This is a genomic window from Corynebacterium sp. c8Ua_99, from assembly GCF_039907185.1.
Taxonomy (GTDB): domain Bacteria; phylum Actinomycetota; class Actinomycetes; order Mycobacteriales; family Mycobacteriaceae; genus Corynebacterium; species Corynebacterium jeikeium_D.
On record NZ_JASBOG010000006.1, the window covers coordinates 85,329 to 108,461 of the forward strand.

General features: G+C 58.9%; 24 protein-coding genes. 5 read left to right on the forward strand and 19 right to left on the reverse strand.

All coding sequences use genetic code 11. The features are described 5' to 3' along the window. The first annotated feature begins 21 nt into the window (after nucleotides 1-21). Entirely contained in the window at nucleotides 22-1,437 is a 1,416-nt protein-coding gene (gene eccD, locus QKE19_RS05120) for a type VII secretion integral membrane protein EccD (RefSeq protein ID WP_239272332.1), read from the forward strand. Nucleotides 1,438-1,451: 14 nt separating this feature from the next. Further along, nucleotides 1,452-2,690: a type VII secretion-associated serine protease mycosin gene (gene mycP / locus QKE19_RS05125; protein ID WP_246822239.1), complete on the forward strand. Its 1,239-nt coding sequence runs from the start codon at nucleotides 1,452-1,454 to the stop codon at nucleotides 2,688-2,690. On the opposite strand, the gene eccB is transcribed toward mycP, so the two are convergent. Beyond that, on the reverse strand, nucleotides 2,649-4,091 hold the full coding sequence (gene eccB / locus QKE19_RS05130; RefSeq protein ID WP_347890512.1) for a type VII secretion protein EccB: 1,443 nt from the start codon (nucleotides 4,089-4,091) through the stop codon (nucleotides 2,649-2,651). The two genes, mycP and eccB, sit on opposite strands and share 42 nt — an antisense overlap. Nucleotides 4,092-4,205: 114 nt before the next feature. Here eccB and QKE19_RS05135 point away from each other — a divergent pair, with 114 nt between their 5' ends. Beyond that, nucleotides 4,206-5,360 (forward strand): hypothetical protein, encoded by a 1,155-nt coding sequence (locus tag QKE19_RS05135; RefSeq protein WP_347890513.1) that lies wholly within the window; start codon nucleotides 4,206-4,208, stop codon nucleotides 5,358-5,360. Between the two features lie 589 nt (nucleotides 5,361-5,949). On the opposite strand, the gene QKE19_RS05140 is transcribed toward QKE19_RS05135, so the two are convergent. The 9 genes from QKE19_RS05140 to map form a co-directional block, all read right to left on the reverse strand. After that, nucleotides 5,950-8,091 carry a DUF6541 family protein gene (locus QKE19_RS05140; protein WP_347890514.1) on the reverse strand — a complete coding sequence of 714 codons (2,142 nt, stop codon included), beginning with the start codon at nucleotides 8,089-8,091 and terminating at the stop codon, nucleotides 5,950-5,952. Between the two features lie 59 nt (nucleotides 8,092-8,150). Then, complete coding sequence (locus tag QKE19_RS05145) at nucleotides 8,151-9,041, reverse strand: tRNA pseudouridine synthase A (protein WP_048731480.1); 891 nt, start codon at nucleotides 9,039-9,041, stop codon at nucleotides 8,151-8,153. Between the two features lie 293 nt (nucleotides 9,042-9,334). Beyond that, nucleotides 9,335-9,805, reverse strand: a complete 471-nt coding sequence (gene rplQ / locus QKE19_RS05150) for a 50S ribosomal protein L17 (protein ID WP_016422080.1) — start codon at nucleotides 9,803-9,805, stop codon at nucleotides 9,335-9,337. A 37-nt stretch (nucleotides 9,806-9,842) separates the two neighbouring features. Next, nucleotides 9,843-10,868 (reverse strand): DNA-directed RNA polymerase subunit alpha, encoded by a 1,026-nt coding sequence (locus QKE19_RS05155; RefSeq protein ID WP_016422079.1) that lies wholly within the window; start codon nucleotides 10,866-10,868, stop codon nucleotides 9,843-9,845. Nucleotides 10,869-10,941: 73 nt separating this feature from the next. Further along, nucleotides 10,942-11,547, reverse strand: coding sequence for a 30S ribosomal protein S4 (rpsD, locus tag QKE19_RS05160; RefSeq protein WP_005509964.1), 606 nt, complete (start codon nucleotides 11,545-11,547; stop codon nucleotides 10,942-10,944). A gap of 24 nt (nucleotides 11,548-11,571) precedes the next feature. Next, nucleotides 11,572-11,976, reverse strand: a complete 405-nt coding sequence (gene rpsK, locus QKE19_RS05165) for a 30S ribosomal protein S11 (protein WP_016422078.1) — start codon at nucleotides 11,974-11,976, stop codon at nucleotides 11,572-11,574. A 3-nt stretch (nucleotides 11,977-11,979) separates the two neighbouring features. After that, nucleotides 11,980-12,348 carry a 30S ribosomal protein S13 gene (gene rpsM, locus QKE19_RS05170; RefSeq protein ID WP_005509836.1) on the reverse strand — a complete coding sequence of 123 codons (369 nt, stop codon included), beginning with the start codon at nucleotides 12,346-12,348 and terminating at the stop codon, nucleotides 11,980-11,982. Nucleotides 12,349-12,644: 296 nt separating this feature from the next. Beyond that, on the reverse strand, nucleotides 12,645-12,866 hold the full coding sequence (gene infA, locus QKE19_RS05175) for a translation initiation factor IF-1 (RefSeq protein WP_016422077.1): 222 nt from the start codon (nucleotides 12,864-12,866) through the stop codon (nucleotides 12,645-12,647). Between the two features lie 284 nt (nucleotides 12,867-13,150). Beyond that, nucleotides 13,151-13,951, reverse strand: coding sequence for a type I methionyl aminopeptidase (gene map, locus QKE19_RS05180; RefSeq protein WP_070429842.1), 801 nt, complete (start codon nucleotides 13,949-13,951; stop codon nucleotides 13,151-13,153). A gap of 137 nt (nucleotides 13,952-14,088) precedes the next feature. Here map and QKE19_RS05185 point away from each other — a divergent pair, with 137 nt between their 5' ends. Beyond that, nucleotides 14,089-14,670, forward strand: coding sequence for a hypothetical protein (locus QKE19_RS05185; RefSeq protein WP_070429843.1), 582 nt, complete (start codon nucleotides 14,089-14,091; stop codon nucleotides 14,668-14,670). Nucleotides 14,671-14,851: 181 nt separating this feature from the next. Here QKE19_RS05185 and QKE19_RS05190 read toward each other — a convergent pair whose 3' ends face one another. Next, nucleotides 14,852-15,403, reverse strand: a complete 552-nt coding sequence (locus QKE19_RS05190) for an adenylate kinase (RefSeq protein WP_005509947.1) — start codon at nucleotides 15,401-15,403, stop codon at nucleotides 14,852-14,854. After that, nucleotides 15,403-16,734, reverse strand: a complete 1,332-nt coding sequence (gene secY, locus QKE19_RS05195) for a preprotein translocase subunit SecY (protein WP_088611995.1) — start codon at nucleotides 16,732-16,734, stop codon at nucleotides 15,403-15,405. The genes QKE19_RS05190 and secY overlap by 1 nt, the downstream gene beginning before the upstream one ends. Nucleotides 16,735-17,068: 334 nt before the next feature. Between secY and QKE19_RS05200 the strand changes: the two genes are divergently transcribed. Then, nucleotides 17,069-18,949, forward strand: coding sequence for a 6-carboxyhexanoate--CoA ligase (locus QKE19_RS05200; protein ID WP_242451363.1), 1,881 nt, complete (start codon nucleotides 17,069-17,071; stop codon nucleotides 18,947-18,949). 103 nt (nucleotides 18,950-19,052) lie between these two features. On the opposite strand, the gene rplO is transcribed toward QKE19_RS05200, so the two are convergent. From rplO to QKE19_RS05235, 7 genes are all read right to left on the reverse strand, one after another. Further along, complete coding sequence (rplO, locus tag QKE19_RS05205; protein WP_016422071.1) at nucleotides 19,053-19,499, reverse strand: 50S ribosomal protein L15; 447 nt, start codon at nucleotides 19,497-19,499, stop codon at nucleotides 19,053-19,055. Nucleotides 19,500-19,506: 7 nt separating this feature from the next. Then, the gene (rpmD, locus tag QKE19_RS05210; RefSeq protein ID WP_005509843.1) at nucleotides 19,507-19,692 is read right to left on the reverse strand and encodes a 50S ribosomal protein L30; all 186 of its coding nucleotides are present in this window, start codon (nucleotides 19,690-19,692) and stop codon (nucleotides 19,507-19,509) included. Nucleotides 19,693-19,697: 5 nt separating this feature from the next. Further along, nucleotides 19,698-20,315, reverse strand: a complete 618-nt coding sequence (gene rpsE, locus QKE19_RS05215; RefSeq protein WP_005510059.1) for a 30S ribosomal protein S5 — start codon at nucleotides 20,313-20,315, stop codon at nucleotides 19,698-19,700. 34 nt (nucleotides 20,316-20,349) lie between these two features. Further along, nucleotides 20,350-20,748 carry a 50S ribosomal protein L18 gene (gene rplR / locus QKE19_RS05220; protein WP_005510009.1) on the reverse strand — a complete coding sequence of 133 codons (399 nt, stop codon included), beginning with the start codon at nucleotides 20,746-20,748 and terminating at the stop codon, nucleotides 20,350-20,352. Continuing rightward, the gene (gene rplF, locus QKE19_RS05225) at nucleotides 20,748-21,284 is read right to left on the reverse strand and encodes a 50S ribosomal protein L6 (protein ID WP_005509895.1); all 537 of its coding nucleotides are present in this window, start codon (nucleotides 21,282-21,284) and stop codon (nucleotides 20,748-20,750) included. Before rplF ends, rplR begins: the two co-directional genes overlap by 1 nt. 15 nt (nucleotides 21,285-21,299) lie before the next feature. Continuing rightward, nucleotides 21,300-21,698 carry a 30S ribosomal protein S8 gene (gene rpsH, locus QKE19_RS05230; protein WP_005509822.1) on the reverse strand — a complete coding sequence of 133 codons (399 nt, stop codon included), beginning with the start codon at nucleotides 21,696-21,698 and terminating at the stop codon, nucleotides 21,300-21,302. A gap of 403 nt (nucleotides 21,699-22,101) precedes the next feature. Then, a complete protein-coding gene (locus tag QKE19_RS05235) occupies nucleotides 22,102-22,998 on the reverse strand; it encodes a GDSL-type esterase/lipase family protein (RefSeq protein ID WP_347890517.1) in 897 nt (298 codons plus the stop codon). Nucleotides 22,999-23,133 lie beyond the last annotated feature (135 nt).

Sequence of the window (23,133 nt, forward strand, 5' to 3'; positions counted from 1 at the left end):
ACACTCTAGAGGGACTAAAGCATGCAGAATTCATGGGGGAAATACATGCTGGGGGAACTCATTCGCGTGCGCATTGATGCCGCACACATGCCCGAAGACACCAACCGAGCACACGCAGACCTTGCGTTACCGACCAACGTCGCAATCGCCGCACTTGTACCGGATATCCTGCAAATTTTCGATATCGACATTGCGGACTTCCCGCTGGCGCAGTGGCAGCTACGAACCGCCACCGGCACGATTTTGCTTGCCGACGACACTCTGAACGAAGCCGGTATTTCACCAGGTGAGCGTCTCGTGGTTATCAACGATCCAGGACCTGTACCCAAACCTCGACTCTTCGATGCCGCCGATGCCATTACCGACACCACCTATACCGACGGTATCGGGACGGCTGATTTGGTTGTTGGCTGTACCGCAGCCCTCGTGGCCACAGCTTCAATCGCAGCTGCCTCATTGAGCTTGAGCAGTACCGATTCCACACTGGCCGCGGCAATCAGCTTCATCGCGCTGCTGGCAGTAGCCGGTGGACTGCGCCTGGCTCTGTTGCGTAGCGCAAAACCGGCGATTGTCATGTCCCTGGAGCTGCAAGTGCTCATTCTGGGCACCTCTTCGGGGCTCTGCTTCGTTGGCCTCGACCTACACCGCATACTCACCGACTGGCCGCCGACTGCTGCGATTAGTGTCGCGCTTGCCGTCATCGGTTTGATTTTTCTCATTTCCAACACCGGCGACGGCGACAACCGCATCACCGTTACCCTGGGCGCGACGAGTCTCAGTGCTGCAGTTACCTTCGGTATTTACGCTGCGGCTGTCGCACTTTTCCACAACTCGGTTCAATCAGGAGCGCTCACCGCTGCTAGTGCAGTCATCCTGATACTGCTGGCACCTTCCATCGCTATCAAGGCTGCCGGTATTCGCGTACCCAAAGTCCCTGCCGCCGGCGAGAGCTTCGATGACAGCGAAACTCCCGAAATATCCCACAACGCACCTAAGCGAGCGGGGTGGATTCTCGATGGCATCCTCTGCAGTGGCACCGGAAGTCTCAGCATCTTCACCCTGGTGGTACTTTTCTCCGGAGCCTATGCGAACAAGTGGTGGCCTCTAGGCATGGCTGCTGCTGTCATAGTCTTTTGTGCAATTCACTCCCGTGGCCAAGCCCGGAAAGTAGCTTCCACCTGTACTGCTTTAGCTGGTCTTGCCGTCATTGTGGCCGTCGCCTTTCAACAGTGGTTCGAGGGCAATTGGCCAGTCGCCGCTGGCCTGGTCGTCCCCATGCTTGCAGCCACCGCCTTAGCCGCATTTCCCGCGTCACGCATCTCACCTACAACGCGCCGCATAGCTGAGCTAACCGAGGCCTGCAGTATCGCCGTTATTTTGCCCATTGCGGCCATCATTGCCGAATTCCCTGAGTTCGTAAGTGGGTTCTTCCAGTGAAAAACCCACTTTTCATGAATGCCATAAAAACTCGTCTCACCGCCACGGCCGCACTTTCCACAGTGCTTATCTCGACGTTGACGGCGGCCACCGCAGTAGCACCGTCGGGCATCGCACCAATAGCGGCTGCCCAGAACAGCCAGGACTGCGTGGCCACGATGCTGTCGTCGGAAAGCGCACTGCATGAACCGACGGTGATCGAAAAAGCTCTTCGGTTTCGCCAAGCATGGCAACTGACGACGGGTGCGGGGATTACGGTGGCGGTAATCGATACCGGGGTCTCACCCAATGAGCGCCTGGGCGAGGTTCTCGACGGTGGCGATTTTGTCGACGGCAACAGCGGGTTCGTAGACTGCGACGGTCACGGAACTCTAGTAGCCGGCATTATTGCAGGCCGGCCCGGTGCCGATGGTTTCGCGGGACTCGCGCCCGACGCGCACGTGTTGTCGATAAGGCAAACGGCCGATGGCGAAGGCAATTTGGAGTCGCTGGCACAAGCTATCGACAGGGCCGTCGCGGAGGGCGCGCGGGTCATCAATATCTCGCTCACATCGTGTGCCCCGGCAGGCGTAATGCCCCAAGGTGCAACGGATGTTGCCGAGAGCGTCGCTCGCGCGGAAATCTCGGGCGCAGTAGTGGTCGCAGCGGCAGGCAATAAGGGCGATAGCTGTCAGGACGGATCCGTAGCGTGGCCCGCAGTCCTGCCGGAGGTAATCGCAGTATCAGCAGTACAGTTCGACGATGCTGGCCAAGCACAACCCGCGGAGTATGCAATCACAGGACAATGGGTCAATGTTTCCGCTCCCGGCGGCCCCGTACTCGGCCCCGATCCGCGCACCCCTACCGGTCTCATAGACCGCCACGTGTTCGGGTCCGGGGATAACACCCGAGCTCAACAGATTGCCGGCACCAGCTTTGCCACACCAGCCGTGTCGGGCACAGCTGCCCTACTGCTGGCACGAAACCCAGAGCTTTCCCCAGCACAGGTTCGCGACATCATCCTTAATTCCGCGAGCCCAATTAGTTCCGGGCTCGGCCTTGGTCGCGGCATCATTGCACCTTATGACGCTCTGATTTGGACCACGGTGGACACTGCCGCGCAGCACGCAGCCAACCCCGCGGCCGCACCGGCTCCACCGGATCTGCTTTCTTCGCAGGAGCGCAATGCACCGCTCCGGGCGACTGGACTGCTCCTGATATGCGCACTGGGCCTAGGTGCCTGGCTGCTCTCGCGCCCCAGACAGCGGCCCTAGCGCCGCCTGCTTACTCAGCTCAGGGCCTCCGCGCAACGCGGCCAGCACTTCCCAGTCCACTGGTCGCGTGCCACCGCTATCGGCATTGGTTGATGCATTAAACCCGAGGGCAGCCAACGTCGTGCGATCGTGCACAGCAAAGCGCATCCCCTCTGGCGAAATGACGTGTACGGCCCCATTTACGCTTACTGCAATTGAGCTGCGCTTACGACTGCGACCATCCACGAAACCGTCGACGGCCGCACCCGAACCGTCGGCATGTGGGTAATCCACGTGCCGCCCCTCCGGAGCATGCTGCGACCACTGCACCAGAGCTTGCGGCCGTCCTGCTATCCGGCCGGCACACAACCAGCCATCAGCATCGGCAAACGTCAACGGCTTTTCAGGTAGTCCCGGGACTGCTGGTGCATTCGCAACGGGAACTGCCGCCAGCTGCCCCTCACTGGCCTGCAGAACTGGGCTATGCGCAGCTAATAGCTCTCCTAGCACCGGGGAGAGAATCGCGGCACCGTCGTCAAGCACGATAACGCGCCGCTGCCCGACCTCAACCACATTGCCGACTGTGTCGAATGGAGCGGCGAAGTGCGTGGGTGCGCCGCGGTTCGGGATTGCTGGCGCGGCCAGAATCGGAACCTCCGGAATCGTTCTGAGCAACGCAGGGCTGACAGGCCGGACTGCGGCGCGTTCCAACCCCAGCGCTCGAGAAACAGCGGCGTGCTCCGGGTGGTTGACATCCAGCCGCGAGCGGTAGCCCTGCGTAATCAGCCAGAGGTTTTGGCCATCGGCAACGACGGCACTGTCCGAGTGGGTTCGGGTAAGCTGCTGCGGTTCCCCACGGACTTCTTCAAGACGCGCAAGCGACTCTGCAACAATCCACGGCTGCCCGAGGTCTTGCACCGTCCGCTCGCATAAAGACAGTGCCAACTCCGGCGCACCTGCACTGCCCCTCTTGGCAGCTCCCGAGGCACCAGAGCCTGCCGGCGCGGCCGGAACTGCTGGTGCGCCCTCAATCCCGACAGCAAAACTGATGTCCTCTTTGTCCAACTCGCTACTGCGCACCCGCTTCGGCTCAGCAGGATTGCCCAAAATTAACCGCGCCGATGCGAGATTCGCGACTGGATGCAATCGACCATTGACACGTACATGCAGGCCCTCCGACCCCGATACGACAATCAGCTGCTCATTGGAGCTCGAACCGCCCTGCGGCCGCACCAACGACAGCACCGCAGTGCCGGCGGCCAGTAAAACCACCAGCGCACAGCCGATAAACAGTGCTCGCGTACGCGTGCGCAGAGGATCGTGCAGCATTCGCGAATCCGCACGCACAAGCGCATGCTCAATCCGACGAATCAAGAATCGATGACCGCTGACCTGGCTAGGCGTAGTCGGCGTACGTGGCATGAGTTTCCCCCAAAACTATTCCCCCAAATAATCTCTACCCTGCAGAGTAAGCCAGGCCGCGCTACTGTGCGACCAGGGGAATTTTAGTGGGGAACATATTGGGGGGATTTTCACATGCCATTGTCATTGTGGCTGCTCATTACAGCAATAACCATCACTGCAGGCGCGCATGTCCCTGTGCGCGGCCGCAGCCTTCGCGACCGCCTGCGACGCACCGAACCAGGACAACTCATCGGGCTACGTCTCACGCCAGGCCTGCGCAGCCAGCTAAGCGCTGCGGATATCGTCTCGCTTGCCGACGACAGCCCAGTGACCCTGGATGCGCTGTGCTTTTATCACATTGCGCCGGAAGTCCGCGGAGAGCATGCGCACCGCTACTTCCGAGCAGCCGAGCGCTCCGGCACAGCCCCTGAACCCTGGACACATCTGGTGGCAACTCTTCCGGTGGAAGCCTCCGCTGACAAAGCCCTACGCTTCCTCATCCACCGGCTGGGAACCCTTGGTATTCGCGCACGGCGATTGACGGCACCGGAATGTGCTCTGACTGAGAGCTCTGCGGAGGTCGTGCAGCTACGCCGCACTGGACGCTCTCATCATGTGGCGGCGTTGGGACGCAAACCGCACCTGTGGTTAAGCCGACAACGTGACATCGCTATCACTAATGGTCCGGCGCAGGTCATAGGGGCCGGGAGCAGCGGACAAACCATCACAATGTGTCCCGCGAACCTCCCCCGATTGGAGGTCGACTGCGGCAATCAGGACATTTGTGAGCTGCTCATCGGAATGCTCTCGCTCGGCTATCGAGTAGGAATTCGCACGTCCCGTCCACATTTCTATACTGTGGCTCTTGATCTGGGCGCAGTACTTCTCGCTCGAGCTGGAGACGACACCGTCGATGTGGTTGTTGTCGAAGAGTATGAGCCCGACCTGTGTACTGGAATCGCGAGAATCATCGAGGTCAGTCGTACAGGTTCACCCACGGCAGCAGCAGCGGAAATGCCAACTTCGTGCCCTCGACTGGTGATGGGCGAATTCACCTGGACGCTATCTACCGCCCGCACTACCGATGAACTGCAGCCACTGGCTATGCGGGCAACTAGCGGTTCAGGCCCGGAATCAACGCACCCAAATCTGGCAGACCGCCCGGCGCCTGGGAGCCGTCAGGCTCCCCCTGCCCCGCTGGGTCATTCGGAGCGCCATTTTCTTGGCCACCAGGCTGACCGCCTGCTGCAGGAGGCACATCCTCCTTCGGCATCTGTGCACCGGTGACATTGCCATTGTCGATAGTGGCAGCGCCCGCTGGTCCCGAGCACTCCAGAGTAGACGGGCCATAGGCCGCGCAGTTGTAACCGAATGCGCTCAACTGAGAATTCGCTGGCAGCGTCTTCATCTCACCCGCCGGCGGGAACGTAAGGACCTCGTAAGTAACTCCCCCCGGGTTCCAGGACACAGCATTGGCGGGAACCTTGTTCCCCGTGCCGTCATCGACCATCGGAGGATTGGCAAGATTCACCTGGCAGGCCAAGTAGGCGTCACCGCTCAGATCGTTGAGGAAGCAGCGTGTCGTGCCATCCTCCAACTGAAAGAGTCGAGTATTTGGGCCGTCCGCCGGGGTGTAATCCGCATCATTGACCTGGGTGATTGCAGGAGTTTCCGTCGGCGTCTCTGATTTTGTCGGTGTCGTCGACTCCTCAGTCGATTTCGGCGGAGTCGAGGATTTGGTCTTTGCGGAAGAACTGACGGAGCGATTCGAGACTTCCGGCTTAGCCGGCTCGTCGTCTCCACATCCGGCCAGCGCGAAAGTCATCATCACACCGGCTGCGATCGTTGCCATAAATTTATTCATCCGCATGGTGTCCTAACCTACCCGACCATCGCTCCATCCCCTAGTAGCCGAGGGAGGAATTACTTCCGGAGAACTAGCCCGCATCTCGTCGATGCGCTCTGGCGTAATCACATCATTGAAGGCGAAGATAGTTACTTCCCTATCTCGATAAACAGGGGTTACCCCTGGAGCTACCCAGAGCCCTTCACCAGGAAACTCTAAATCCTCCTTGGAATCCCAAATACCCGGGGGTGACAAATAGATGAATCCCACGTTCAGCTTTCGGGCTGAGCGATCGACATCGTTCACCCCATCCGGCCGGTCGGGGTCTGGAAAACCGAGGTAATCAGCGTGCCAATACAGCATTGAGGTGGCAGTCCACTTATTCGCCACTGGCCAGTCATAGTGCGGGAACACTACTGGCAAGTCATTGCGAGCGTACATCCAGCTGGACCCCTCCGGCGGATTGGTAAACGTGCGGTACTTATGTGCCTCCGGCTGCTCGGCCAACCAATCAAATGCCTTCAAGTCAGCCTTGGAAATGATTTGCCATTCCCTAGGGCTCTTGTAGGCGAAATCCGCAGCGCTAGCATTAGACGCCACTCCATAGACCACAAGTACAGCAGAGCTCACCGTCGCTAAGCTCAACCCCAGAACCCGCCCCGTCGATGGCACCTTTGACTCACTAATTCGAGCCGCCCACGCGCAGCCCCACGCAACGGCGATACCCGCAAACGCGGAATACAGGTACGCGGTGACCATCACCAACCGGTGAGGCGTGGAATAGTGAAGATCCGTGTACAGCGCGAGAATATCGCCCGGCACGCCACCAAAATGATTGAGCGCGTGGGTCGTCATCAACACCGAAACAAACCAGGCCGGTACTACCCACACCCGTCGGCGCGAAGTACCTGCGAAAACCAAAACCGCCATCCCGATGAAACCGAGGATGATAATTGGCCAAAACGGCCGGAATTCCTCAGTGTGGCGAGTCAGCATTGTGGCGCCTCGATACCACGCATCGAAACGATCGAGGTCGTCTACTTCGGCGCTAACCGCGCGCACATCCTCGGTCTGAGAAGTTCCCGTAAGCCACTGCGGCAGGAGAACTGCCACTGCTGGCACGAAGGCGGCTGCAATCACCGCGACGTCGTAAAGCCTGGCGCGAACCGCACCCAGTTCAGGATGCGCGGGACGCGGCAGGCGGTAGCACAACCACCAGATTGCACCGAGCATAACGACTGTAGGCACCGATGCCGGATGGAGCTCTCCGATACCGATTATCGAAAGCGCGGCGCTCAAGATGCGCTGAGGTGCGTGCGGGAGCGACGTAACAAAGGCAAAAACGGTAATCGCTAGTGCAATCGAGACCTGGTACGGCCAGGCCCCCACGAAGACCCCGACGGGCATCAATACCGGAAGCGCTGCGGAAACAAGCGCTGCAACCCCCGCGGCAACGGCAGTGGACAGCTTTCGGCGATCAATAATTCTCCAGGTGAGCGCCGCAGCCGCCGTGGGTATGGTCACGGCCGGAATGATAATGCCGAGGTAATTGACTGCCTCGGTGATTGGTAGACGGACAATCAATACCCAAAGCGCACCGAACGCATGCCATGCGGCGGGATAGTAGGACACCGCCTGAGTTTCCACATTCTGGATCTCGCCCATCCTAGTGGCCGAGGCCATGCCGTCTTCCGTAATCGAACGGAGCACACTTGCATGCCAGAGTGTGTCCCAGCCTTGCTGGATGGTCGCCATCCCCTCGGACATTGAAGCGATGCGGCCGATAGCGCTCCACGTGAGAACCGCCGCTGCGATGATGACCCCGATACTTGCGATTAGCCCATAGCCCAACTCGCGCCATCGACTTGCGGCGGGCGGCTGCGTCTCGGCCGACACTGAGCGATCGACACTACCGCGCCGCCGCCGAATCAAAGCGCTGCCGCCACTCCAGCAAAGCGCGAGAAGTAGTGTCACGGCCCAGCAGATAGACGCACTGACCAAGGTGAAGCGCACATCGATAGCGCCGAGCGCCCACCCTGCAGTACCTGCGATACCAAACGTCACCGCAGGACCGAGGGCCAGAGCCCACGGAGTACGAACGCCGCTGGCTCGCACTACAACAGCGCCGGGGATTACGAGCAGCGCAACCAAGCTAACAATTGCCCACACCACTACCGAACACTCCTCCTACGGTCACTTTCTTCAGGGAATATTACCGAGAGCTTGTACATTTAAGCCTCGTCCACATCTGTCCGGGCATCACGACGCTCGCGGGTCTGCTCCGCCCTGGCCGCCAAATCAGCATCGCCGGGGTAATCAACACCTACCAGGCTGAGCCCACGCGCCTCTGCCACCGGGACCAACGGGGAACGCTTCTCTTCACTCAACAACTGTTCAGTGAATCCAACCGCACGTCGCCCCTCACCGACACTAAGGCAGGCCCCAACCAGTGAGCGCACCATAGACCAGCAGAACGCGTCGGCAGTCACATGGGCCTCGTACAGCTCTGGTTCTTCCCGCGTAGATACGTCGAACCACTGGAACTGCTGTAAATCTCTAGTGGTCGTCGCATGCGGCTTGTGTCGGCAAAAAGCGGCAAAGTCATTGAGCCCCAGTAGGGCATCAGCCGCCACCTGCATGCGGTTGATGTCCACTGACCGCCGCCAGTGGGCCGTATCGCGAGCACGGGTAGGAAGCGGGCCACTGACGCAACTAGTGACACGGTAGACATAGTGCCGACGTAACGCGGAAAAACGGGCATCGAAACCCGGGGGCGCAAACGAGGTGCCCCTAAGCGTCACGTCCGCGGGCAATAGTCGCGCTACACGACGAACCAAATTACCCGGATCCCCTGCGATAGAACGTGTGTCTAAACAGGAGACAGGAACATCTGCGTGAGCCACCTGCCCGGAGGCATGGACACCAGCATCTGTACGACCGGCCACAGTCAGTTGCACTGGAGTGCGCAACACCTTCTCCAGAGTGGATTCCAACGTCGCCTGCACAGTCCGCACCGGTTCTCCCGTGGGCTTATCGCGCTGAGCAGCCCAACCGTGGAAATCTGTCCCGTCATAAGCAATGTCAAAACGCAACCGAACCAGGTCGGAGTCGGTGCTCCCCATAGCGGCACGATCGGGAGAATCGCACGGGGCATCCGGAGTCGTTGGAGTAAGTGATGTCACGGTTAACAGATTGTAGCCGGGACCCCGGATTAGAGAATCAGCAGTTTCCACCGCAGGGTCTCCGTATAGCTCTCAATGTTGGTGCGAAATCCGTCGGTGTAACCGGAGGCAGAACTGGGGACGGGCGCTATGCACCGTCGTTAAGCACAAAGAACCCCCGGGAGAGCGTTCAGATATGAACTGCTCAACGGGGGTTCAAAGCTGTGAAGGCCAGAAGCCGTCGGCGAGGGGAATTACTCCTCCTCTGCAGCCTCAGCCTCAGTAGCCTCAGCCTCTTCGGCCTTTGCCTCTTCAGCCTGCTTGGAAGCAGCGGCGCGAGTTGCGCGAGTTGCCTCAGCAGTTGCGGTCTCTTCCTCAACCAGAGCGATCAGAGAAATCGGGGCATTGTCGCCCTTGCGGTTACCCAGCTTGATGATGCGGGTGTAGCCGCCGTCGCGATCAGCGAACTGCGGACCGATCTCGTCGAACAGCTTCTTAACTGCGTAGTTGTCGTTAAGCAGCTTTGCAACGTTGCGGCGATCTGCGAGAGTGCCGCGCTTTGCCTTGGTGATCAGCTTCTCAACGTACGGACGCAGCAGCTTGGCCTTGGTGTCGGTGGTCTTAATTTTGCCGTGCTCGATGAGCTGCTTCGCGAGGTTGGCCAGAATCTTCTTCTGGTGCGAAGCGGAGCCGCCGAGACGGGAACCCTGCTTAGGGGTAGGCATAGGTATCTCCTCGTTTTAATGAAGTCGCGTCGGTGAACTACTCGTCGTAGCCAGCGCTTGCGCCATCAGTCCAGTCAGCGTCATCGCCCGAGGCAGCGTCCAAATCAGCGACAGCAGCCGGGTCGAAGTTGTTCGGGGAATCCTTCAGAGCGAGGCCAAGCTCAGCGAGCTTCTCCTTGACCTCATTGATGGACTTGTCACCGAAGTTGCGGATATCCAGCAGATCCGACTCGGTACGAGCAGCGAGCTCACCGACAGTGTGGATCTCCTCACGCTTGAGGCAGTTGTAGGAGCGCATAGAGAAGTCCAGATCCTCAATCGGAGTCTGGTACGCAGCGACATCCTCAGCCTCGCGCGGGCTCGGGCCAATCTCGATGCCCTCAGCAGCCTCGTTCAGCTCACGTGCCAGACCGAACAGCTCAACCAGAGTCTTGCCTGCCGACGCCATCGCGTCGCGGGCGGTGATCGAGTTCTTGGTCTCGACATCGATGATCAGCTTGTCAAAGTCGGTGCGCTGCTCAACACGAGTAGCCTCCACCTTGTAGCTGACCTTCAGAACTGGCGAGTAAATCTGGTCCATCGGAATGCGGCCGATTTCGCCACCGGAGTTCGGGGTCGCCGGCACGTAGCCACGACCACGCTCAACAATCATCTCAATATCCAAGCGACCGGAATCATTGAGAGTAGCGATGTGGTGGTCCGGGTTATGAATCTCCACACCTGCTGGGCACTCAATGTCTGCAGCGGTCACCGCGCCTGCACCTTCGCGACGCAGGTAAACGGTAGCCGGCTCATCGAACTCGCTCGAGAGCACCAGACCCTTGATGTTCAGGATGATATCGGAGACATCTTCCTTCACGCCCGGGATAGTGGTGAACTCGTGCAGCACACCGTCAATGCGGATGCTGGTGACTGCAGCGCCCGGAATGGACGACAGCAACGTACGACGAAGGGAGTTACCGAGGGTGTAACCGAAACCCGGCTCCAGCGGCTCGATAACGAACCGGGAGCGAGAGGAATCAATGTAGTCCTCAGTCAGCGTTGGGCGCTGGGAAATGAGCATTTTCGAAAATCCTCCAGGTGGCGACCGCTATATGACGCCATAGGGAATGAATGGATGCAAGCGAAGTTGGTTATTACTTCGAGTAGAACTCGACGATCAGCTGTTCCTGAAGCGGAATGTCGATCTGTGCGCGTTCCGGGGTCTGGTGCACGAGGATGCGCAGGGACTCAGGAACAACCTGAAGCCATGCCGGGACGACAGCGTCGACCAGGTTCTCCTGTGCCTCTTCGAACCAAATCATCTTCTGCGACTTCGGGCGCACGTCGATGATGTCGTACTGGCTTACCTGGAAGGACGGCACGTTGATCTTCTTACCGTTAACGGTGAAGTGGCCGTGGGAAACCAGCTGACGAGCCTGGCGACGGGTACGAGCCAGACCAGCGCGGTAGACAACGTTGTCGAGACGCGACTCCAGCAGGACGACGAGGTTATCGCCAGTCTTGCCCGGACGACGGTGAGCCTCGGCGTAGTAGCGACGGAACTGCTTCTCCATCACGCCGTAGGTGAAACGTGCCTTCTGCTTCTCCTGGAGCTGGAGCAGGTACTCCGACTCCTTGATACGAGCGCGGCCAGCCTGCCCCGGAGGGTAGGGACGACGCTCAAAGTTCATGTCGCCACCGACGAGGTCGACGCGGAGACGACGGGACTTACGGGTTGCGGGACCGGTATAACGGGCCATTTCTGTTCTCTCCTTACCCTATTCCTAGACGCGACGACGCTTCGGCGGACGGCAGCCGTTGTGCGGCTGAGGGGTCACATCCGAGATCGAGGACACCTCAAGGCCAGCGGCCTGGAGGGAACGGATGGCGGTTTCGCGGCCCGAACCCGGACCCTTAACGAAAACGTCAACCTTCTTCATACCGTGCTCCATGGCCTTACGAGCAGCGTTCTCGGCGGCCATCTGAGCAGCGAACGGAGTGGACTTACGAGAGCCCTTGAAACCGACGTGACCAGAGGAGGCCCACGAGATAACAGCGCCCTTCGGGTCCGTGATGGACACGATGGTGTTGTTGAAGGTGGACTTGATGTATGCGTGGCCCTGAGCCACGTTCTTCTTTACAACGCGACGGCCGGTACGACGGCCGCGTGCGGACTTCGGAGCTGCCATGTTTTACTTCTTCTTTCCGGCGATCGTCTTCTTCGGACCCTTACGCGTACGAGCATTGGTCTTGGTGCGCTGACCACGGACCGGCAGGCCACGACGGTGGCGCAGACCCTGGTAGGAACCAATCTCAATCTTGCGGCGGATATCAGCCTGAACCTGGCGGCGGAGGTCACCCTCGACCTTCCAGGTAGCTTCAATCACGTCACGCAGCGCAGCAACCTGCTCATCGGTGAGAGCGTCGGTGCGCAGATCCGGAGAGATGCCGGTCTTCTCCAGCAGCTCATTGGCACGGGCGGGGCCGATGCCATAGATGTAGGTAAGAGCGACCTCCATACGCTTGTTGCGTGGCAGGTCAACTCCAGCAAGGCGTGCCATACGGCAATTTCCTTCCGGTTGATGCGGTGGTTTACTCCACTGCCATCCTTCCCAGACCCGGCTTACTCGGTCGGACGCCGAGTCGCGCAAGTGTTATAGAAAGGCTCCAGCCACCGTTGCCGGAGGTATTCTCGCTTACTTCTGTGGAAAAGCTTTCATAAAGAACCGCCGCGCTAATCTGCTGAGACACCCGGTCTCAACATCACGCGGCCGTCACCAGAAGCAGCTAGGACGGTGGAGTTTCTGTCTAGTTAGTAAATAAGCCCATAACCACTACCAACAGTGGTCAGGTCGATTTACTTGTAGCGGTAGACGATTCGCCCACGCTCGAGATCGTACGGAGAAAGCTCCACTACGACTCGGTCTTCCGGGAGAATACGGATGTAGTGCTGGCGCATCTTGCCACTGATATGGGCGAGCACCTTGTGCCCGTTGTCCAGCTCCACTCGGAACATCGCGTTCGGCAAGGGTTCGACGACGCGACCCTCAACCTCAATTGCGCCTTCCTTTTTAGCCATGTCCTCCACGTCTCTCTGGCGGATACCCGGGACAATCCCGGCACCAGTTGGGAAATCTCTACTCTGCCTGGTGTTTTAGCAGTTCCGTGCAGGGATAATCATCACTGCAGCGACACTGCGCCCACACCATCGCCCAACTTTACACGCGACCTGCGTTTTTACCAAATACGACCACTATGGGACCGCCTGCAAGCGATGGCAGGCGGACTCTCTCTCCGCGTTCAGAATTCATCGCAGCCTTTATGGCGACATTCTGACCTTTCGCGTAGCCCCTCCCGCACTAGTTATTCATTTCGAGGAGTCAAAATACGGGGGCCGTCCGCTGTGGCGGCAACTGTGTGCTCCCAATGGGAGGCCGGCATTCTATCGGCGCTGACGACCGTCCAGCCGTCGTCAAGCTCATCACTCCCCCACTCGCCGCCGAGAATGAGCATCGGTTCAATGGCCAATACGGAGCCTTCGACGATGCGGGGACCCTTTCCAGCTTTGCCTTCGTTGGGAAGGAAGGGGTCCATGTGCATCTCACGCCCAATACCGTGCCCGCCGTACCCATCGACGATGCCGAGTTCAATATCGTGGCGCAGTTCAGCCTCACGGGTGGCCATTTCAAGCGCATACGAAATATCGGTGAGGCGAGCGCCCGGCACCATGGCCTTAATACCTTCGGCGAGGACCTCTGATGTCGCAATGTTCAGTTTTTCGACATCGTCACTCAGCTTTCCGACGCCGAAAGTAAGTGCCGAATCGCCGTGCCAGCCATCCAGGATTGCGCCACAGTCAATTGAGACTAAATCACCATCGGCGAGAACCGTAGACGAAGACGGAATGCCGTGGACAATCACTTCGTTCACTGATGCGCAGACAGATGCCGGGAAGCCTTCATAGCCAAGGAAGGACGGCGTTGCGCCAGCATCGATAATGACCTGGTGCGCAATCTCATTGAGATCTGCCGTGGTGACCCCTGGCTTAGCGGCGTCTCGGCAGGCTAGCAATGCACGACCGACAATCTCGCCGGCCGCTTGCATCGCATCCAATTCTCCCTCGGTGCGGGCAGGAACTACTTTGCGGCGGCGTGGAAAACTCATCACGCTGGTTGAGTCTACTCTGACTTAAAAGGGAACCACCGGCTAGCCGCACCCCGCCACCTACGAGGGCGCCGCTCGGATCGCTGCTACTTCCGAGAAATTTACACCCAAAGATGAGCTGCCCTACGATAACTGGCATGCATTCACTGTTGAAGTCCGCGCAGACTGCGGGCGTTGTTATTGCTGCCAGCTCGCTTTTCCTGATTGGCGCATGCTCAAGCAACCCCGAACCGTCGCCAGCGCCGACTGTCCCCTCCACTTCCCCTGCCACGGAATCGCCGGAGGCCCCTGGAAGCACCTCGGGTTTCATGGGCGCCTCTGCACTGCCTGAGTCGATTCAAAACTTCACACCTGATGCAATTAAGGAGGCGATTGGCAGCTGCGTCGAGTCGGATGACTCTAAACCCGTCATTTTTGGCAGCGAGAGCGTACATGGCTTCACCTGCGTAATGGCAGTTGGCGACGGTGGCACCGCAATGCTCAGTACGGCCGAGGACCCGGCCACTGTCGAGCGCATTAACGAAAAGGCTGAGTCCGTCGAAAACTACGCACCATACGAGCTACCCGGCAAGCACGCATTTAGCGGCATCAGCAAGGGGTCCCCTTTCGTTATGGTTATCGACGAGGATAACCGCATCTACCAAGAGTTCGTTTTCGCGAATATTGGCGCCGAGGCCGCACAGCCACTTATCGACGAAATCATTCAGGACTTCCAGTAGCCCTCACTATCGGCTGCCCCCCCCCCGCCCCACCCCAGCCCCAACAGCCACACACAAAAGCCGCCCTTCCAAACCTCAACGGTTCGAAAGGGCGGCTTCAACAACCATCTACAACCGGCAAACCCATCGGCCCCAGCCAGCGAAAAAGCTAGAGCGTCTAGTTACCCGGTGTGCCAGGAGCCTAGTTCAGCTTCTCCAGCTCAGCCATCGTGCGCTCGTTAATCTCCTCAACGGATCCCTCAGCGGCAATCTTGATGATCTTCTCCGAGTAGTAATCCAGCAAAGGAGCGGTCTCATTGGTGTACACATGCATGCGGTTGCGGATGACCTCTTCAGTGTCGTCTGCGCGACCACGGGCCAGCATGCGCTCGACGACGACATCCTCAGAAACGTCGAACTGTACGACCGCATCCAGCTCAGTGCCGAGGTTGGACAGCAGACGCTTCAGCTCTTCTGCCTGACCAACAGTGCGTGGGAAGCCATCCAACAGGAACCCCTTGGCAGCGTCGTCCTCATTCAGACGGGACTCGACCATACGCACAGTCACGTCGTCCGGAACAAGGTTGCCGGCGTCGATGTAGGACTTCGCCTCAATGCCGAGCGGAGTGCCTTCACCGATGTTTGCGCGAAACAGGTCACCGGTGGAGATGTGCGGGACACCGAGCTTCTCCGAGAGGATAGCTGCCTGAGTGCCCTTGCCTGCACCGGGAGGACCTACAAGTACGAGTCGCATTACTTCAAGAACCCTTCGTAGTTACGTTGCATCATTTGGCTTTCAACCTGCTTGACCGTCGTCAGCGCAACACTGACCAGAATCAGCAGGGCTGTACCTCCAAACATACCGCCTGTACCGGAGTTCGCGTCGCCAAGCCCCATATCAAGAGCGACATTTGGCAGAACAGCAATCAGCGCCAGGTACAGCGAGCCGACAGTCAGCAGGCGAATCAGGACGTAGGACAGGTATTCAGCAGTCGGACGTCCCGGGCGGAAGCCCGGAATGAATCCACCGTATTTCTTCATGTTCTCCGCCTGCTCGTGCGGGTCGTACTGCACGGAGGTGTAGAAGAAGGAGAAGAAGATGATCATCAGGAAGAACAGCAGAATGTACTGCCAACTGGACGGCGCCAGCAGGTACTGAATGACATTGCGCTGCCACCAGTTGTCCATGTTCGGATTCGACTGACCGGACTGAACAATCTGGGTAATCAGAACCGGCACGTAAATCAGAGAGGACGCGAAGATGACAGGGATAACACCGGCCTGGTTCACCTTCAGCGGCAGGTAGGTGGAAGATCCGCCGTACTGGCGACGACCAACCATGCGCTTTGCGTACTGCACCGGAATACGGCGCTGTCCCTGCTCAATGAAAATAACGCCGATGATGAGAATCAGCACGGCAACAATCACGGTGGCGAACACGACACCGGTGGTGGAGCGCAGAATGTTCGCTCCCTGCGCCGGCATACCAGCGGCGATACCGGAGAAAATCAGCAGCGACATACCGTTGCCGACGCCTCGGTCAGTGATGAGCTCACCCATCCACATGACCAGCACGGCACCGGAGGTCATCACAACGACCATCACCACGAGGTCAAAGACACCCGCATCCTTAACCAGCAGCGACTGCGAGCCACCCAGCAGGGCACCTCGGTCTGCCATGGCCACAATGCCTGCAGACTGCAGCAACGCCAACGCCACTGTGAGGTAGCGGGTGTACTGGGTCATCTTTGTCTGACCCGACTGCCCTTCCTTCTTCAACTGCTCGAAGTGTGGAATCACCACCGTGAGCAGCTGGACGATAATCGAGGCCGTAATGTACGGCATAATGCCGATGCCGAAAATCGCCATCTGCAGCAGAGCGCCACCTGAGAACAGGTTAATCAGCGAGTAAACGCTGGACTGATCTTTCGAAATCTGCTCGAGCTGCGCGTTGACCAACTGGTAGTCGATACCAGGGGTTGGAATCTGCGAGCCGATTCGGTACAGAATGATCATCGTCAGAGTGAAGAAGATCTTCTTACGCAAATCGGGATCGCGCAACGCCGCAATGAGACCGGAAGCCACGTGCATCCTCCCGAGGTCAAGAAATCCGCTTCTCCCACGCTTTTCCCGAAAGACTTACCCGCTTATCCGCCAGTAGTCTCCCGTTTTAGTTAAGCAACGCGGATGACGTATTCCTCAAACCTTTAATTGACAGTATTTGACGTAGTGAGTCTACCAGCGTTTCTCCACATCGTCGCAATACACCTCCATATCACCGTTAGTACAGCGCCCCGCCAATCACCTCTTTTCGCTTGACGACGATCCCAGCGCCCCCTCCCCTCTGAGCCCACGCCCCCTCACTGTGCCTCACCCAATTTTCCCAGACAAAACTTGAACAGTGTTAAAGTTTTGCTCTGTGAGTACCTACAGCATCCGCATGCGATCCAGCGCCGATGGCTGCCATATCTCTGGCGCTGAGCGTCTTGCACCGGCCGTCGAACTACCTCAGCTGGCTTCTGCAATGACTAGCCGTGCACTTCACCACGACAAGGGTCGAGCCGACACAATTCACATCACTGTGGACAAGGTTGAAGAGTCGACTATCGGCACCGTGTCCGCGTTGACTCCCTTTCTAGAGTCGAACCCCAGCCCTGAGGACGCACGCAATCTCATTGCTCAACGCCTACACGCTGCAGGCATACAAGCAGCCGACATCGCCGTCGAAATGGCCTATTCACTCACAGGTCTCCGCGGTGCCGCTCTCATCGATGCCTCCTCCGGTGAACGGCTCGACCCAAATCCTGCCCGTGGTGTACGGGTTTCCACTTTTGATGCCATCTCGCACCCCAGTAAGGACTGCACCAAGGATCATTTTCACGAGGCGCTCATCCTCGCATCTAAGGTTCACAGCGCCCCGGGTATCGTCGCAGAAATCTGCCTCTCCGATGACCCCTTTTACACGCGGGGATATCTGGCGCTGGACGGAATCTTTCACCGTATCCCCAATATCAAGGACCACGGCAGCACTCTTGGTACTCGCATCTTCATCGTTGAACCCGGCACCGATATCCCCGAGCTAATCGATTACCTGGAGAACGCGCCGGTCTACGTCGAGCTCCCAGCTGACGCCAGTTCCTCGCCGGACGTGACCGCCCCCAACAGCGACCTCTCAGCAATCGCCGCCCAAAGGAACTCGGCCTGGGCCGCTGAAGGGCTTGCCCGCACACTGCGCACTTTCGAAACCGGACAACTGCCACACAGCCGAATTGACGGAACCGACTATCTACTGTTTTCTTCTTCGGACTACCTCGGCCTGTCCACGCACCCTGAACTCATCTCAGCTGCCACCGAGGCAATTGGACATTTCGGCACCGGGTCCGGCGGCTCTCGCCTGACCACCGGCACTAGCATCCACAGCGCACTTGAGAATGAACTGGCGCAGTTCTTCGGTTTCGACGATGCCGTTCTCTTTGCGACTGGCTACCAGGCGAACCACTCAACCATCGCTGCCATCGCCACCGCCGACGTGGAAATCTTCTCCGACGCCGCCAACCATGCTTCCATCATCGACGGGTGCCGCAATGCCCGAGCTAACGTCACGGTCTTTCCACATGCTGACTACCAGGCACTCGACCGTCTCCTCGCAGCATCGAGCGCCCGCCACAAGCTTGTCATCTCCGACTCCGTGTTCTCCATGTCAGGCGAGGTCATCGACGGCCCCGCACTCGAGCGCACCTGTCGCCGTCACAACGCATGGTTGATGCTTGACGACGCCCACGGCGTCGGCGTTATCGGAGAGCAAGGCCGTGGCACCGCAGCGCACCTGGGCATTCACCCGGACATTGTGGTCGGCACCGCGAGCAAGGCTCTCGGTGTCGAAGGAGGATACGTTCTCTGCTCCGCACCAGTTGGCGACCTGCTACGCAATCAAGCCCGTAGCTTCGTGTACTCAACGTCGATGAACCCCGGTTCCGTCGCAGCTATCCGCGCCGCGTTGAAGCAGTTGGAGGCTGGGGACGTCGTCAAGCGATTGCAGCGTAATATTGCGCGCGTCCGCTCCCTGGTTGACGCACAGTCAGACCCCGCATCTGCAATCATCCCACTGCCCGTTGGCGACGAGGCCGAAGCGATGGACGCCTCAGCACGGTTGGCGGAGCTAGGCGTGTACATACCTGCGATTCGCTACCCGACGGTTCCCCGTGGTGAGGCAATGTTGCGATTGACCATTACCGCGCTCCATACGGACGCTGACATCGACCGACTGGAGCAGGCTCTGCGCCACACCGGCCTGCTGTAAGCGGGCGGTTTGCGCTGCCCTCCCCTCCCCTTTCCTCCCCCTCAATACAAAAAGAGCTCTTAACCACTTGGGTTAAGAGCTCTTTTGTTAAAGCTTAAATGCTTTAGGCCTCAGTGACAGAGCCGCCTGCAGCCTCGATCTTGGACTTTGCGGAGCCCGAGAACTTGGTTGCGGTGACGTTGACGGAGACGTTGATGTCGCCGTCGCCGAGGACCTTCACCGGCTGGTTAGCGCGGACAGCGCCCTTTGCAACCAGGTCGGCGATGGTGACGTCGCCACCGTTCGGGAACAGACGCTCCAGATCCGAAACGTTGACCACCTGGAAGGTGACCTTCGCCGGGTTCTTGAAGCCCTTCAACTTCGGCAGACGCATGTGAAGTGGCATCTGGCCACCCTCGAATGCTGCCGAAACCTGCTTGCGGGCCTTGGTGCCCTTGGTGCCGCGACCAGCGGTCTTACCCTTGGAAGCCTCACCACGGCCGACGCGAGTCTTCTTCTTCTTAGCACCCGGAGCCGGGGCCAAGTCGTGGAGCTTAATTGGTTCGCTCATGGTTTACCTACTCCCCCGCTACTTCTTCAACCTCGACCAGGTGACGCACAACGTTCACGAGACCGCGCACAGCCGGAGTATCCGGGCGAACGGCGGAATCGTTGATGCGCTTCAGGCCGAGGGTGCGCAGCGAATCCTTCTGGTTCTGCTTGGTACCAGCGGTACCACGGACCTGGGTAATCTTCAGTGCCATGGAAATCACGCTCCCTGACCTGCGCGTGCGCGCAGCATACGTGCTGGGGTGACCTCTTCGAGGGACTTGCCACGACGTGCGGCGACCTCTTCAGGGCGAACCAGCTGCTTGAGGGCATCAACGGTTGCGTGAACAACGTTGATGGAGTTGTTGGTACCCAGCGACTTGGACAGAACATCCTGAACACCGGCGCACTCGAGAACCGGGCGGACAGCGCCGCCGGCAATCAGACCGGTACCCGGAGCAGCCGGGCGCAGCAGGACGATGCCAGCAGCGGTCTCACCCTGAACCGGGTGGGTAATGGTGCCAGCAATCATCGGGACGCGGAAGAAGTTCTTACGAGCCTCTTCAGCACCCTTCTGGATAGCTGCCGGTACTTCCTTGGCCTTGCCGTAGCCGACGCCGACCATGCCCTCGCCGTCACCGACGATGACCAGAGCGGTGAAGCTGAAGCGACGACCACCCTTGACGACCTTGGAAACTCGGTTGATAGTTACTACGCGCTCGATGTACTGCGAACGCTCGTCCTGCTGGCGACGGTCGTTACCGCGGCCACCACGACGGTTGTTGTTCTTGTTGTCAGCGGAGTTACGTCCGCCTTCGCGCTTATCGCGTTCCGACATCACGCATTCCTTCCGTTGGACTTGTAAGTGCGCATTAGAACTTCAGACCACCTTCACGGGCAGCCTCGGCCAGAGCAGCAACGCGGCCGTGGTACTGGTAGCCACCGCGGTCGAAAACGACCTTCTCGATGCCAGCATCCTTAGCGCGAGCAGCAATCAACTCGCCGACCTTGGCGCTCTTGGCCTTCTTGTCGCCCTCGAAGCCACGGAGATCTGCGTCCAGAGTGGAAGCAGCTGCCAGGGTACGACCGATGGAGTCGTCGATAACCTGAGCGGTGATGTGGCGGGAAGAGCGGTGCACGACGAGGCGCGGTGCCTCGGAGGTGCCGCGGACGTTCTTGCGCAAGCGTGCGTGACGGCGGGCGCGGGCGACACGACGACGAGTCGAGATGTCCTTGCCTACCGGGAGGCGCTTTTCGTTGGTGTTGCTCATTACTTACCCGTCTTTCCGATCTTGCGACGGATCTGCTCGCCATCGTAACGAATGCCCTTGCCCTTGTAAGGATCATCCTTACGCAGACGACGGATGTTAGCTGCGAGCTGTCCGACCTGCTGCTTATCAATACCTGTGATCGACAGCTTGGTGGTGCCGTCGACGTCGAAGGTGATACCTTCCGGTGCTTCGATCAGGACTGGGTGCGAGTAGCCCAGGGAGAACTCGAGGTCCTTGCCCTTCTTGGCGACACGGTAACCGACACCGAAGATTTCCATCTTGATGGTGTAGCCCTCGGTCACACCGACAACCATATTGTTAATCAGCGAACGGGACAGGCCGTGCAGGGAGCGGCTCTTACGGTGGTCATCCGGGCGGTTGACCACAATCTCATTGTCCTTCAGCTCAACGGTAATTGGAGCCGGGATAGAGACAGACAGCTCGCCCTTCGGGCCCTTGACGGAAACGTCCTGGCCGTTGACCTGGGCAGTAACGTTTGCCGGGACAACGACAGGGTTCTTACCAATACGAGACATTGTGTAGTTCCCCCTTTACCAGACGTAAGCGAGGACTTCCCCGCCAACCTTCTTCTCGTAAGCCTGACGGTCAGTCAGCAGGCCCTGAGACGTGGAGATGATAGCCACGCCCAGGCCGCCGAGGACCTTCGGCAGGTTAGTGGACTTTGCGTAAACACGCAGACCCGGCTTGGAGACGCGACGCACGCCAGCGATCGAACGCTCGCGGGACGGACCGTACTTCAGGTTCAGGGTCAGGGTCTTGCCGACCTTGGCATCCTCGACTGCGTAGTCCGCAATGTAACCCTCAGACTTGAGAATCTCGGCGATGTTAGCCTTCAGCTTGGACGACGGCATCGAGACAGAGTCGTGGTACGCGTTGTTAGCGTTGCGCACGCGCGACAGCATGTCGGCGATTGGGTCAGTCATGGTCATGGTTAGTGACCGCTTCCTTTCTCGCTGCGGTTCCTTCCCACCTCGTGGCTAACTCCAATGACCGCGCAAACAGCAACTGCCACACGGCAAAAGCTTAAGTTGGAGCGATTTCCAATATCGTGATTCCGGCGATTTAAGGGCTACTGTTCGCCAACTCGGTTCAATAGCCGAGTCAGCTCGCCACCCAGGTGACGCCAGAGACGATGCGAGGCGAGGGGCCTACAGCAAAGTTCTTACATTTTTACTGCCGCACCTCTTATAGAGGGCAGACCTGGTGATACTAACAAATACAGGCCGAAATGCAAAAACGCCGCAGACGGACGTTAGTCCGCTCGCGGCGTGAAGCCCCACCAACTAGCGGTGGAACTCAATTCCTAGCCGACATGGCGCCGGCTAGAGGAAATTAGTAGAGCTGGTCGGCGATGATGTTACCCATTGCCTTTTCACCAGCCACCGTCGGGTGGTTGGTCATCGGACCCATCACCGGGTCTGCGAAACCGGCGACGAAGCGCTCATCCGGGTTCGGGTTGCAGGTACCGTGGCCGAGGGTTGCCTCGTAGACGTCAATGAAGCCGGCACCTACGTGGTGAGATGCGGAGCGAATGCTGTCACGGAATGCACCCTGGATCTCGCTGGCACCCGGTGCCGGGATCGGGAAGGTCTGGTTCGGGGTGTTCACCAGGCACAGCTGGTCATCAGTGGCGTACTCAGGGTACGACGCCAGGACGACCTGAGCGCCCGGGGCAACCTGGTGGACGCGGTCAGTGAACTGACGCAGCGTCTGCTTGAACGCGGAAGGAGCCTGCGGATCCGGCTTTGCGACAAGCTCGCCTGCCACGTCAACCCACTGGACCCAGTCCATGCCGCCGTACATCAGGACAACCTTCTCGGTGCCCTCTCCGATGTCGCCGTACTGGATGGAAGCCTCCAGGTATGCGAGGAGCTGACCCGGGAAGCCGCCAAGACCGTTACAGGACCAGTCACCCAGGGACTTGTTCAGCTTCGTAGCTGCGATCTTCGGCCAGTTTTCCATGTCGGTAGCGCAGTTGGCGACCAGTACGTTCTGCCCCGGCGCCAGGCCACGCGGGCCACCCTTACCGGCATTAGCGGTGAAGGAGTCACCGAAGGTGACGATCTGCTTGACGCCCTTCGGGCCGGTGTCGCCGATACCCGGAATCGGAATGTTCGGCATTTCCGGCAGTGCCGGCTGTGCGTTGGCAGCACCTGCACCCAAGCTCAGACCCAGAGCCGCAACAGTTGCAATAGCAGCCGAGCGGACGGCCACGGAGAAGTTCTTCATGTAGTTAATCCCTTTGCGTTTTAACTTAAGAACCGCTCTGTGTAGAACCACTGGCTCAATCACACAGAAGCTGAAGTCACTTAAGTCTTGCCCAAATTGATAACGACCACAATGCATTTTGGCGGCCGTCACTAT

Excerpts from the sequence above, each read along its gene's own strand:
- QKE19_RS05145 (WP_048731480.1), bottom strand. The coding sequence starts at position 9,041 with ATGGGGAGCACCGACTCCGACCTGGTTCGGTTGCGTTTTGACATTGCT.
- QKE19_RS05135 (WP_347890513.1), top strand. The coding sequence starts at position 4,206 with ATGCCATTGTCATTGTGGCTGCTCATTACAGCAATAACCATCACTGCA.
- eccB (WP_347890512.1), bottom strand. The coding sequence starts at position 4,091 with ATGCCACGTACGCCGACTACGCCTAGCCAGGTCAGCGGTCATCGATTC.
- QKE19_RS05235 (WP_347890517.1), bottom strand. The coding sequence starts at position 22,998 with ATGAAGAACTTCTCCGTGGCCGTCCGCTCGGCTGCTATTGCAACTGTT.
- QKE19_RS05190 (WP_005509947.1), bottom strand. The coding sequence starts at position 15,403 with ATGCGACTCGTACTTGTAGGTCCTCCCGGTGCAGGCAAGGGCACTCAG.
- rpsH (WP_005509822.1), bottom strand. The coding sequence starts at position 21,698 with ATGACCATGACTGACCCAATCGCCGACATGCTGTCGCGCGTGCGCAAC.
- mycP (WP_246822239.1), top strand. The coding sequence starts at position 1,452 with ATGAATGCCATAAAAACTCGTCTCACCGCCACGGCCGCACTTTCCACA.
- QKE19_RS05185 (WP_070429843.1), top strand. The coding sequence starts at position 14,089 with ATGCATTCACTGTTGAAGTCCGCGCAGACTGCGGGCGTTGTTATTGCT.
- rpmD (WP_005509843.1), bottom strand. The coding sequence starts at position 19,692 with ATGGCACTGAAGATTACCCAGGTCCGTGGTACCGCTGGTACCAAGCAG.
- QKE19_RS05155 (WP_016422079.1), bottom strand. The coding sequence starts at position 10,868 with ATGCTCATTTCCCAGCGCCCAACGCTGACTGAGGACTACATTGATTCC.
- rpsM (WP_005509836.1), bottom strand. The coding sequence starts at position 12,348 with ATGGCACGCCTTGCTGGAGTTGACCTGCCACGCAACAAGCGTATGGAG.
- eccD (WP_239272332.1), top strand. The coding sequence starts at position 22 with ATGCAGAATTCATGGGGGAAATACATGCTGGGGGAACTCATTCGCGTG.
- rplF (WP_005509895.1), bottom strand. The coding sequence starts at position 21,284 with ATGTCTCGTATTGGTAAGAACCCTGTCGTTGTCCCGGCAAACGTTACT.
- rpsD (WP_005509964.1), bottom strand. The coding sequence starts at position 11,547 with ATGGCCCGTTATACCGGTCCCGCAACCCGTAAGTCCCGTCGTCTCCGC.
- rplO (WP_016422071.1), bottom strand. The coding sequence starts at position 19,499 with ATGAGCGAACCAATTAAGCTCCACGACTTGGCCCCGGCTCCGGGTGCT.
- rplQ (WP_016422080.1), bottom strand. The coding sequence starts at position 9,805 with ATGCCTACCCCTAAGCAGGGTTCCCGTCTCGGCGGCTCCGCTTCGCAC.
- rplR (WP_005510009.1), bottom strand. The coding sequence starts at position 20,748 with ATGAGCAACACCAACGAAAAGCGCCTCCCGGTAGGCAAGGACATCTCG.
- map (WP_070429842.1), bottom strand. The coding sequence starts at position 13,951 with ATGAGTTTTCCACGCCGCCGCAAAGTAGTTCCTGCCCGCACCGAGGGA.
- rpsK (WP_016422078.1), bottom strand. The coding sequence starts at position 11,976 with ATGGCAGCTCCGAAGTCCGCACGCGGCCGTCGTACCGGCCGTCGCGTT.
- infA (WP_016422077.1), bottom strand. The coding sequence starts at position 12,866 with ATGGCTAAAAAGGAAGGCGCAATTGAGGTTGAGGGTCGCGTCGTCGAA.
- rpsE (WP_005510059.1), bottom strand. The coding sequence starts at position 20,315 with ATGTCGGAACGCGATAAGCGCGAAGGCGGACGTAACTCCGCTGACAAC.